The 10,953-nt window shown below is 72.6% G+C and carries 11 protein-coding genes; 3 read left to right on the top strand and 8 right to left on the bottom strand.

The genetic code is table 11. From position 1 onward, the window contains the following. Positions 1 to 37 precede the first annotated feature (37 nt). The 7 genes from truB to rimP all read right to left on the bottom strand — a co-directional run bounded on the left by truB (position 38) and on the right by rimP (position 7,010). Positions 38 to 934: a tRNA pseudouridine(55) synthase TruB gene (gene truB, locus ACLQ2N_RS03690; RefSeq protein ID WP_425808885.1), complete on the bottom strand. Its 897-nt coding sequence runs from the start codon at positions 932 to 934 to the stop codon at positions 38 to 40. Beyond that, the gene (gene rbfA, locus ACLQ2N_RS03685; protein ID WP_018521455.1) at positions 931 to 1,383 is read right to left on the bottom strand and encodes a 30S ribosome-binding factor RbfA; all 453 of its coding nucleotides are present in this window, start codon (positions 1,381 to 1,383) and stop codon (positions 931 to 933) included. The genes truB and rbfA overlap by 4 nt, the downstream gene beginning before the upstream one ends. Before the next feature lie 38 nt (positions 1,384 to 1,421). After that, entirely contained in the window at positions 1,422 to 1,718 is a 297-nt protein-coding gene (locus tag ACLQ2N_RS03680) for a DUF503 domain-containing protein (protein ID WP_018521454.1), read from the bottom strand. Positions 1,719 to 1,855: 137 nt separating this feature from the next. Further along, on the bottom strand, positions 1,856 to 4,924 hold the full coding sequence (infB, locus tag ACLQ2N_RS03675; RefSeq protein ID WP_425808882.1) for a translation initiation factor IF-2: 3,069 nt from the start codon (positions 4,922 to 4,924) through the stop codon (positions 1,856 to 1,858). Positions 4,925 to 5,071: 147 nt separating this feature from the next. Continuing rightward, the gene (locus ACLQ2N_RS03670; RefSeq protein ID WP_328902681.1) at positions 5,072 to 5,350 is read right to left on the bottom strand and encodes a YlxR family protein; all 279 of its coding nucleotides are present in this window, start codon (positions 5,348 to 5,350) and stop codon (positions 5,072 to 5,074) included. Between the two features lie 119 nt (positions 5,351 to 5,469). Beyond that, positions 5,470 to 6,510: a transcription termination factor NusA gene (nusA, locus tag ACLQ2N_RS03665; protein ID WP_018102330.1), complete on the bottom strand. Its 1,041-nt coding sequence runs from the start codon at positions 6,508 to 6,510 to the stop codon at positions 5,470 to 5,472. A 2-nt stretch (positions 6,511 to 6,512) separates the two neighbouring features. After that, positions 6,513 to 7,010, bottom strand: a complete 498-nt coding sequence (rimP, locus tag ACLQ2N_RS03660) for a ribosome maturation factor RimP (RefSeq protein ID WP_383301147.1) — start codon at positions 7,008 to 7,010, stop codon at positions 6,513 to 6,515. Positions 7,011 to 7,185: 175 nt separating this feature from the next. Here rimP and ACLQ2N_RS03655 point away from each other — a divergent pair, with 175 nt between their 5' ends. From ACLQ2N_RS03655 to ACLQ2N_RS03645, 3 genes are read left to right on the top strand one after another with little or no spacing between them, the layout of a single operon-like run. Then, a complete protein-coding gene (locus ACLQ2N_RS03655; protein ID WP_425808997.1) occupies positions 7,186 to 7,698 on the top strand; it encodes a hypothetical protein in 513 nt (170 codons plus the stop codon). Further along, positions 7,695 to 8,177 (top strand): ferritin-like domain-containing protein, encoded by a 483-nt coding sequence (locus tag ACLQ2N_RS03650; RefSeq protein WP_425808879.1) that lies wholly within the window; start codon positions 7,695 to 7,697, stop codon positions 8,175 to 8,177. Before ACLQ2N_RS03655 ends, ACLQ2N_RS03650 begins: the two co-directional genes overlap by 4 nt. Positions 8,178 to 8,219: 42 nt before the next feature. Then, complete coding sequence (locus ACLQ2N_RS03645; RefSeq protein WP_425808877.1) at positions 8,220 to 9,143, top strand: aminoglycoside phosphotransferase family protein; 924 nt, start codon at positions 8,220 to 8,222, stop codon at positions 9,141 to 9,143. A gap of 60 nt (positions 9,144 to 9,203) precedes the next feature. Here ACLQ2N_RS03645 and ACLQ2N_RS03640 read toward each other — a convergent pair whose 3' ends face one another. Then, positions 9,204 to 10,907 carry a proline--tRNA ligase gene (locus ACLQ2N_RS03640; protein WP_425808875.1) on the bottom strand — a complete coding sequence of 568 codons (1,704 nt, stop codon included), beginning with the start codon at positions 10,905 to 10,907 and terminating at the stop codon, positions 9,204 to 9,206. Positions 10,908 to 10,953: the final 46 nt, after the last annotated feature.

The following is a 10,953-nucleotide window of genomic DNA, read 5'->3' as shown; positions in this document are numbered from 1 at the left end:
CTCCACGATGAGGGTCCGTGTGCGCGCCGGCACCCGGTCAGCCGAAGACGGCGAGGCTCTTGGCCTTGCCCTTCTGCTCCTCGACGAGGACCAGGAAGCGCCCGTCCGGCCCGAAGACGGCGACCGGCCCCGGCGGGTACGCGGGCATGTCCAGCCGTACGCCGTTCAGCAGCAGCTTCGCCCGTTTCTCGTCCACGTCCCAGCGGGGGAACGCCGAGGCGGCGGCCTCGGCCACCGGCATCACGGCCAGCTCCGCCTGGTGCTGGTCCAGCGTGCGCGCGGCGTCCAGCCCGTACGGGCCGACGCGGGTGCGCCGCAGGGCGGTCAGATGGCCACCCACGCCGAGCCCGGCGCCCAGGTCGCGGGCGATGGCCCGGATGTACGTCCCCGAGGAGCAGACCACCGAGACGACCAGGTCGAGGACCGGCGTACCGTCCTCGGCGACCGCCTCGCGGACGTCGTACACGCGGAAGGACGAGACGGTCACCGGCCGGGCCGGGATCTCGAACTCCTCGCCGCCGCGCACCCGCGCATAGGACCGCTTGCCGTCGATCTTGATGGCGCTGACCTTGGACGGCACCTGCATGATGGCGCCGGTCAGGGCGGCGACCCCGGCGTCGATCGCCTCGCGGGTGACCCCGGAGGCGTCGGCGGACGAGGTGATCTCGCCCTCCGCGTCGTCCGTGACCGTGTCCTGGCCGAGCCGGATCGTGCCCAGGTACTCCTTCTCGGTCAGCGCGAGGTGGCCGAGGAGCTTGGTGGCCTTCTCGACGCCGAGCACGAGCACACCGGTCGCCATCGGGTCCAGGGTGCCGGCGTGGCCGACGCGGCGGGTGCGGGCGATGCCGCGCATCTTGGCGACGACGTCGTGCGAAGTGAAGCCGGACGGCTTGTCCACGATGACAAGTCCGTCCGGCGTCCTGTTCTGCGTCATTCGGAGGCTGCGTCCTCGTCGGTCTCGTCCTCCGGCTTGCGGTACGGGTCCGCGTCGCCGGCGTACGCGGCGCCCGAGGACGCCTCGCGCACCTTGGCGTCCGAGGCCCGCGCCCGGTCGAGCAGGTCCTCGATGGCCCGGGCGTTCTCCGGGAGGGCGTCGGCCACGAAGGTGAGCGTCGGGGTGAACTTCGTCCCCGCCGCCGAGCCGACCGCGGACCGCAGGATGCCCTTGGCGCTCTGCAGCCCGGCCGCCGCGCTGGCCCGCTCCTCGTCGTCGCCGTAGACCGTGTAGAAGACCGTGGCCTCCCGCAGGTCACCGGTGACGCGGACGTCCGTGATCGTCACGTGGGTCCCCAGGCGCGGGTCCTTGATGCCGCGCTGCAGTTTCCCGGCGACCACCTCCTGGATGAGGTCCGCCAGCTTCTTAGCCCGCGCGTTGTCGGCCACTGGTCCGTCTCCTTATGCCTTGGTCCGACCGGACCTGCTCAATCGTCTTCGTCGCTGTGCAGCCGCCGTCGTACGGACAGCAGCTCCACCTCCGGCCGGGCGGCGACGAGGCGCTCGCACCGGTCGAGTACGTCTGTGAGGTGCCGGGTGTCCCCGGAGACCACGGCGAGGCCGATCTCGGCCCTGCGGTGGAGGTCCTGGCCGCCCGTCTCCGCCGCGCTCACCGCGTACTTGCGCTGGAGTTCGGCGACGATCGGACGGACCACGGAACGCTTCTCCTTCAGCGACCGTACGTCGCCGAGAAGCAGGTCGAAGGACAGTGTCCCCACATACATGTACGCCCGGATGTCCCGCCGGTTCGGGTTCGCGCCCCGCCGATGATCGGCGGGGACACAAGAACCGTACACGGAACGGCCGGGGCCGATCGACGGAAATAGGTCCCGTCGACCGGCCCCGACTGTTGAGGTACGGGTCAGCCTCGCGGCTTCTCGCGCATCTCGTACGTCGCGATGACGTCGTCGATCTTGATGTCGTTGAAGTTTCCGAGGTTGATACCGCCCTCGAAGCCTTCGCGGATCTCGGTGACGTCGTCCTTGAAGCGGCGCAGACCGGAGATGGTGAGGTTCTCCGCGACGACCTTGCCGTCGCGCAGCAGCCGCGCCTTGGTGTTGCGCTTGACCTCGCCGGACCGGACGAGCACACCGGCGATGTTGCCCAGCTTGGACGAGCGGAAGATCTCGCGGATCTCCGCCGTACCCAGCTCGACCTCTTCGTACTCCGGCTTGAGCATGCCCTTGAGGGCCGCCTCGATCTCCTCGATCGCCTGGTAGATGACCGAGTAGTAGCGGACGTCCACACCCTCGCGGTCGGCCATCTGCTGCGCACGCCCGGCGGCGCGCACGTTGAAGCCGATCACGATGGCGTCGGAGCCGGTCGCCAGGTCGATGTCCGACTCGGTGACCGCACCCACACCGCGGTGCAGGACCCGGATGTCGACCTCTTCACCGACGTCGAGCTGGAGCAGCGAGGACTCGAGGGCCTCCACCGAACCGGACGCGTCGCCCTTGATGATGAGGTTGAGCTCCTGGACCAGACCGGCCTTGAGCGCCTCGTCCAGGTTCTCCAGGGAGAACCGGACACCCTTGCGGGCGAAGTTGGCGTTGCGCTCGCGGGCGGCACGCTTCTCGGCGATCTGGCGGGCCGTACGGTCCTCGTCCACGACGAGGAAGTTGTCGCCGGCGCCCGGGACGTTGGTGAGACCCAGCACGAGGACGGGGGTCGAGGGACCCGCTTCCTCGACGTTCTCGCCCTTGTCGTCGAGCATCGCGCGGACACGGCCGTAGGCGTCGCCGACCACCATCGTGTCGCCGACCCGCAGCGTGCCTCGCTGGACCAGGACGGTCGCGACGGCGCCGCGGCCGCGGTCGAGGTGGGACTCGATCGCGATGCCCTGCGCGTCCTGGTCCGGGTTGGCCCGCAGGTCGAGCGAGGCGTCGGCGGTGAGGACGACGGCCTCCAGCAGCTGGTCGATGTTCAGACCCTGCTTGGCGGAGATGTCGACGAACATCGTGTCGCCGCCGTACTCCTCGGCCACCAGACCGAACTCGGTGAGCTGGCCGCGCACCTTGGTCGGGTCGGCACCCTCGACGTCGATCTTGTTGACCGCGACCACGATCGGCACGTCGGCCGCCTTGGCGTGGTTCAGCGCCTCGATCGTCTGGGGCATCACACCGTCGTTGGCCGCCACCACGAGGATCGCGATGTCGGTCGACTTCGCACCACGGGCACGCATGGCGGTGAACGCCTCGTGACCCGGGGTGTCGATGAAGGTGATCCGACGGTCCTCGCCGTTGACGTCCGCGGAGACCTGGTAGGCACCGATGTGCTGGGTGATGCCGCCGGCCTCGCCCGCGATGACGTTCGTCTTGCGGATCGCGTCCAGGAGTCGCGTCTTACCGTGGTCGACGTGACCCATGACGGTCACGACCGGCGGACGCGGCAGCAGGGCCTCGTCGCCGCCCTCGTCCTCGCCGAACTCGATGTCGAAGGACTCGAGCAGCTCGCGGTCCTCCTCCTCCGGGCTGACGATCTCCAGGACGAAGTTCATCTCGTCCGCGAGGAGCTTCAGCGTCTCGTCGGAGACGGACTGCGTGGCGGTGACCATCTCGCCGAGGTTCATCATGACGCCGACCAGCGAAGCCGGGTTGGCGTTGATCTTCTCGGCGAAGTCGGTGAGCGAGGCACCGCGCGACAGCCGGACGGCCTGTCCGTTGCCGCGAGGCAGCATCACGCCGCCGACCGACGGGGCCTGCATGGCCTCGTACTCCTGGCGCCTCTGCCGCTTCGACTTGCGGCCACGACGCGCGGGACCGCCGGGACGGCCGAAGGCGCCCTGCGTGCCACCACGGCCACCGGGACCGCCGGGACGGCCACCGAAGCCGGGACGACCGCCGAAGCCGCCGCCACCACCGGGACGGCCCGCGCCGCCGCCACCGCCGCCACCGGGACGGCCGGCGAAACCGCCGCCGCCGCCGCCGGGACCGGCCGGACGACCCGCGAAGCCGCCGCCACCGGGACGGCCCGCGCCGCCCGGACGACCGCCGCCGCCGGGGCCGCGGCCACCGCCGGGGCCACCACCGGGACGCGGGCCGGCAGCGGGACGCTGCGGCATCATGCCCGGGTTGGGTCGGTTACCACCGGGGCCGCCGCCCGGACGGGGCGCCTGCGGCCGGGGCATGCCGCCCGGGGTCGGACGCGGCGCGCCACCCTGGCCCTGCGGGCGCGGGGCGCCACCGGGGCCGCCCTGCGGACGCGGGGCGCCGGGGCGCTCCTGGCCGCCACCGGGACGCGGGGCGCCGCCGGGACGGGGTGCCTGCGGACGGGACATGCCCGTCGAGCCACCGGAGGTGAAGGGGTTGTTGCCCGGACGGGGACCGGCCGGACGGGCGCCGGGGCGCGGGGCGCCCTGGCCGGCGGGACGCGCGGGGCGCTCGCCGCCACGGCCGCCGTCACGCTGGCCGCCGCCCTGCTGACCGGCCGGGGCCGGACGCGCGGGACGGGGGCCGGGGGTCGCGCCGGTGGGGCGCGGTGCCTGCGGCGCGGCCGGCTGGGCCGGGGCCGGGGCCGAGAACTCCGCGGCGGGCACCGGTGTGACCGGGGCCTTCGGCGCGGGCTTCGGGCCCGGACGCGGGCCGGAGGCCGGCGCCGACGGGGCGGAGGGGGTGCTGCTCGGGGCCTCGGCGGCGGCCGGCTTGGGGGCCGGGGCGCCGGGCTTCGGGGCAGCGGGACGTGCCGCGGGGGCCGGGGACGGCGCCGCGGGCTTGCTGGGGGCGGCCTTGCGGGGCGCGCCCGGCTTGGCAGCGGGCTTGCCGGCGTTGCCGCCGGGCCCCTGCAGTGCGTCAGTCAACTTGCGCACGACCGGCGCCTCGATCGTCGAGGACGCCGAACGGACGAATTCACCGAGTTCTTGGAGCTTGGCCATGACGACCTTGCTCTCCACACCGAACTCCTTGGCGAGTTCGTATACCCGGACCTTAGCCACTTCGCTCCTTTTAGGTCCGGGTTACCGCCGGACCGTCGCTACTTCATGGGCGTACTCATCGCGTACTCATCGAGTGCTCATCGCAATCTCGACCTACTTCCAACTCGCGAGGTACCTGACCGCACGGGGACCCGTGCCGTTCACTTCTTACGGTGTCACCCGCTCGACGAACCGCTGTACCGCGGTCGGGTCGAACGGCCCCTTGGCCTTGAAGGCCCGGGGGAATGCCCGGCGGCGAACCGCCAGGTCCAGACAGTCGGGGACGGGATGCACGTACGCACCCCGGCCGGGCAGCGTACCGCGAGGATCGGGGACGCAGGCGTCCCCGTCCGCGACGATGCGCAGCAGCTCGTTCTTGGCCGCCCGCTCCCGGCATCCCACACAGGTTCGCTCAGGGCAAGCGCGGGCGTGCGTCCGGCCAGACACGGTTAAGTCTACCTCCCCGCACCGACCTCACCCCTTTGGGGCAAAAATCGAACGTACGTTGTCGTGATCTCAGCGCTGCGCCGAGGGGATCTATTCCCCCCGGCGCCGCTCAGGGCCCGTCAGCGCCGGTCCGAGCGCTCCCGGGCCCGCTCGGCACGCTCGCGGTCGGCGACGTCGCGCTCGGCGTCGGTCTCGGTGTCCGGGCGGATGTCGATGCGCCAGCCGGTGAGCCGGGCGGCCAGGCGGGCGTTCTGCCCCTCCTTGCCGATCGCCAGGGAGAGCTGGTAGTCCGGCACGGTCACCCGGGCGGAGCGGGCGCCGAGGTCAACGACCTCGACCTCGCTCACCCGCGCGGGTGAGAGCGCGTTGGCGACCATCTCCGCCGGGTCGTCCGACCAGTCCACGATGTCGATCTTCTCGCCGTGCAGCTCCGCCATCACGTTGCGCACACGTCCGCCCATCGGGCCGATGCAGGCGCCCTTGGCGTTGAGCCCCGAACGGGTCGAGCGGACCGCGATCTTGGTGCGGTGGCCGGCCTCGCGGGCGATCGCGCAGATCTCGACGGAACCGTCGGCGATCTCCGGGACCTCCAGCGCGAAGAGCTTCTTCACCAGGTTGGGGTGGGTCCGCGACAGCGTGACGGAGGGGCCGCGCACGCCCTTGGCGACGCGCACGACGTACGTACGCAGCCGCAGGCCGTGGGTGTACTCCTCGCCGGGCACCTGCTCCTGCACCGGCAGGATGGCCTCCAGCTTGCCGATGTCGACCAGGACGTTCTTCGGGTCCTTGCCCTGCTGGACGACGCCGGTGACGACATCGCCCTCGTGGCCCGCGTACTCGCCGAACGTGCGGTCGTCCTCGGCGTCGCGCAGACGCTGGAGGATGACCTGCTTGGCGGTGGTCGCGGCGATCCGCCCGAAGCCCGACGGGGTGTCGTCGAACTCCTTGGGCTCCTGCCCCTCCTCCAGGTCGGCCGGGTCCTCCTTGGCCCACACCGTCACATGGCCGCGCTCGTCCAGCTCCACGCGCGCCCTGCGGTGGCTGCCGTCCGTGCGGTGGTACGCGATGAGGAGGGCCGACTCGATCGCCTCGACCAGGACGTCGAACGGGATCTCCTTGTCCTGCGCCAAGCCCTTCAGGAGCTTCACGTCGATGTCCACGGCTACGCCTCCTCTTCCTTCTTGTCCTTGCGGTTGAATTCCAGCTCCACGCGGGCCTTGGCGATCTCGTCGAAGGCGATCCGGCGGGCGGTGGGCTTGCGCCCCTTGACGCCCGGCACCTCCAGGTCGAGACCGTCCTCGTCCACGGCGAGGATGCGGGCCACCAGCTCGCCGCCCTCGCGCAGGGTCAGCCTGGCGAGGCGCCCGGTGGCGCGTACGTAATGACGGTGCTCCGAGAGCGGGCGGTCGGCGCCGGGCGAACTGACCTCGAGGACGTATTCGTCCTCGCCCATCACATCGGTCTCGTCCAGCTTCGCGGAGATCGCGCGGCTCAACTCCGCGCAGGCGTCCAGCTCGACGCCCTCGTCGGAGTCCACGACGATCCTCAGCACCCTGCGGCGGCCTGCCCGGGAGACTTCGATCTCTTCCAGCTCCAGCTGCTCGGCGCTGACGAGCGGTTCGACCAGCCCGCGCAGCCTCTCGCTCTGGGTGGTGCTCATCCGGGTGACTCCTCGGCCGCGTGTGCTGTTGTGGGGATCTCGCGTGTCTGGTCAAAGGGTATCCGGTCGCAAGGGGTGTTGCTGTCCGCCGGTCCCCCCGGCGCGGGTACGCTCACAGGCGGTGATCACTTCCGGACAGATCCAGTCAAGACAGGTCCAGCCCGAAGGAGAACAAGTGCGGCGTACGGGGACGACGCGCAGGGGCGCGCTCGCGGCGACCGGCGCGCTGGCCGCCGGGGCGGTGCTGTCCGGCTGCGGAAGCGACGACGACACGGGCGGGGGCACCAAGGGCTCCGCGCACGGGGCTTCCTCGGTGCGCGTGGAGAAGGCACTGCGCGGCAGCGCCACCCGCACCACGGCGACCCTGCTCGCCGGTTACGAGCACGTGCTCCGGGCCCACCCGACGACGGCGACGGCCCTCACCCCCCTGCGCGACGCGGTCCGCGCCCATCTCAAGGCACTCTCCCCGGAGAAGACCCCCGCGCTCGGCATGGCCCGCTCGCGCGCCACCGGACCCTCCGCCGCGGTCAAGGAGCTGGCGGCGGCGGAGCGCTCGGCGGCGGACGCGTACACCGCGCTGCTCATGGAGGCGCCCGGGGAGCTGGCCCGGCTGCTGGCCTCGGTCGCCGCCGCCTGCGCGGCACACGCCTACCTGCTGACCGAACTGGCCAAGGAGACCCCGGCATGAGCGACGGCAGGAACGACGGCCCGCTGGAAGCGGCCCAGGCGGCGCTGGCCGCCGAGCACGCCGCCGTCTACGGCTACGGGGTCGCGGGCGGCCGGGTCGCGGCGGAGCGCCGGGCGGAGGCCACCGCCGCGTTCCACGCCCACCGCGCCCGCCGCGACGCCCTGGTGCGCACGGTCCGGGACCTGGGCGGTGAGCCGGTGGCCTCGGACGCCGCGTACGCTCTGCCGTTCGCGGTGCCGGACGCGGCGGCGGCGGTCCGGCTCGCCGCGGTGCTCGAGGACCGCGTCGGGTACGTCTACTCCGACCTGGTCCGGGCCGCCGACGGAACACTGCGGCGCAGCGCGGCGGACGCGTTGCGGGAGGCCGCGGTACGCGCGGCGCGCTGGCGGGGCGGCGGCGTACCCTTTCCCGGGCTCGCGGAGCGGGCCGGGGCGAAGGCCGGGACGGACGCGCAGGCCGGAGCCGGTGCCCGGCGCTGACACGCGCGCACTGCAGAAGGCTTGAAAGGGAACACAGCACGTATGGGTTTTGAACCGCCGCAGCGTCTGGTGCGAGCGCTCGGGGAGTTGTACGGGGATACGGCCGCCGGGGACTGGCTCGCGGGGCTTCCCGCACTGACCGAGCAGGCGCTGGCCGCGACCGGCCGCGCCCCGGTCGTGGAGCGGGTCGCGGCCCCCGGCGGGCGCAGCAGTCTGGTTCTGCTGGTCCGGGGGGCCGACGGCACCCCGGCCGCCCTGAAGCTGGCCCCGTCCGGGGCCGCGCCGGGGCTCGAACAGGCGGCGCTGGCGCACTGGAACGGCTGGGGCGCGGTGCGGCTGCTCGACCCCGCGGACGGCGGACGCCCCGTGGCGGGCGCGCTGCTCCTGGAGCGGCTGCACCCCGAGATGTCCCTGCGGTCCCTGCCGGAGGCGAAGGCGCTGCTGGAGGCGGCCGGGACGGTGCGCCGGCTGTGGGTCGACCCGCCGGCCGGGCACGGCTTCGAGACGGTGACCGAGCGGACCGGGCGGCGGGTGGACGCCATGCGCGCCGCCGCCGCGTCCGATCCCGCACTTGAGCCCCTGGTCACCGCCGCGCTGGCGGCCCGCGACGAGCTGGTCGCCGGCTCCCCCGAGACGCTGCTGCTGCACGGCAACTTCCGGCAGAGCAAGGTGCTCGCGGCTGAGCGGGCGCCCTGGCTGACGGTCGGGCCGGAGCCGCTGGTCGGTGAGCGGGCCTACGACCTGGCGCGGCTGGTCCGGGACCGGGTGGAGGACCTGATCGCGTCGCCCGCCGGGGCGACCACGGCCCGGCGCAGGGTCAAGAAGCTCGCGGACTCGCTGGACGTGGACCGGGAGCGGCTGCACGGCTGGACACTGTTCCGTGCCGTGGAGTCGGGCACCCGGGCCCTGGCGGCCGGGCGCCGCCAGGAGGGCGAGGTGACCCTCGAGTTCGCCGGCTGGCTGTAAACGCGTGGAGGGGCCCCGCACGGAGTTGTTTCCGTGCGGGGCCCCTCCACGTGCGGAGCGTCAGTCCTGCTGCTCGGAGAGGCGGGCGATGGCCTCCTCGACCGTCAGCTCCTCGCGCTCGCCGGTGCGGCGGTCCTTCAGCTCCAGGACGCCTTCGGCCGAGCGGCGGCCGGCGACCAGGATCTTCGGGACGCCGATCAGCTCGGAGTCGGTGAACTTGACGCCGGGCGAGACGCCGGCGCGGTCGTCCACCAGGACGCGCAGTCCGGCGGCGGCCAGCTTGTCGGAGACCTCCAGGGCCAGTTCGGTCTGGAGCGCCTTGCCGGCGGCGACGACGTGGACGTCGGCCGGGGCGACCTCGCGGGGCCAGCACAGACCCTTGTCGTCGGCGGTCTGCTCGGCGAGGGCGGCCACGGCGCGGGAGACCCCGATGCCGTACGAGCCCATCGTGACGCGGACGGGCTTGCCCTGCTGGCCGAGCACGTCGAGCGCGAAGATGTCGGCGTACTTGCGGCCGAGCTGGAAGATGTGGCCGATCTCGATCGCGCGGTCGACCTGGAGGCCGGTGCCGCACTTGGGGCAGGGGTCGCCCGCCTCGACCACGACGACGTCGAGGTAGTCGTCCACCTCGAAGTCGCGGCCCGCGACGACGTTCCTGGCGTGCTTGCCGTCCTTGTTGGCGCCGGTGATCCAGGCGGTGCCGGCGGCGACGCGGGGGTCGGCGATGTAGCGGACCTTCTCCAGGCCCTGGGGGCCGACGTAGCCGCGTACGAGGTCGGGGCGGCCCACGAAGTCCTCGGCGGTGACCAGCTCGACCACGGCCGGGGCCAGGTGCTCGCCCAGCTTGCCGAGGTCCACCTCGCGGTCGCCGGGGACGCCCACGGCGACGATCTCGCCGTCGACCTTGACCAGCAGGTTCTTCAGCGTGGCGGAGGCCGGTACGCCGAGGTGGGCGGCCAGGGTCTCGATGGTCGGGGTGTCGGGGGTGTCCAGCTCCTCGACGGGGCCGGTGCCCGAGGCGTCGCCGGGGGTGGCGTTGAAGGTGACGGCCTCGGTGTTGGCGGCGTAGTCGCAGTTCGGGCAGTCCACGAAGGTGTCCTCGCCGGCGGGCGCCGGGGCCAGGAACTCCTCGGAGGCGGAGCCGCCCATGGCGCCGGAGACGGCGGAGACGATGCGGTGGTCCAGGCCGAGCCGCTCGAAGATGCGGATGTACGCGGCGCGGTGCAGCTGGTACGCCTCCACCAGGCCCTCGTCGGTGGTGTCGAAGGAGTACGAGTCCTTCATCTGGAACTCGCGGCCGCGCAGCACACCGGCCCGGGGGCGGGCCTCGTCGCGGTACTTGGTCTGGATCTGGTACAGGATGACCGGCAGGTCCTTGTAGGACGAGCACATGTCCTTGACGACCTGGGTGAAGATCTCCTCGTGCGTGGGGCCGAGGAGGTAGTCGGAGCCCTTGCGGTCCTGGAGCCGGAACAGCAGGTCGCCGTACTCGTCGTACCGGCCGCTCGCCTCGTAGGGCTCCTTGGGCAGGAGCGCGGGGAGCAGGACCTCCTGGCCGCCGATGGCGTCCATCTCCTCGCGGACGACGCGGGTGATGTTCTCCAGGACCTTCTTGCCCAGCGGCAGCCAGGACCAGATTCCGGCAGCGGTGCGTCGTACGTAGCCGGCTCGGACGAGGAGCTTGTGGTTGAGCGTCTCGGCGTCCGCCGGGTCGTCGCGCAGTGTCTTGATCATCAATCGGGACATGCGCTGGACCTGGGCCATGGTGAACTCCTGCTCGGAAGGGTGATGGGCCCGAGGTTAGCGGGGC

The sequence above is a fragment of the Streptomyces sp. DT224 genome (assembly GCF_049844595.1).
Classification (GTDB): domain Bacteria; phylum Actinomycetota; class Actinomycetes; order Streptomycetales; family Streptomycetaceae; genus Streptomyces.
Note: the sequence above shows the minus strand (reverse complement) of the source record. Positions and strands in the feature narration are given on the sequence as shown.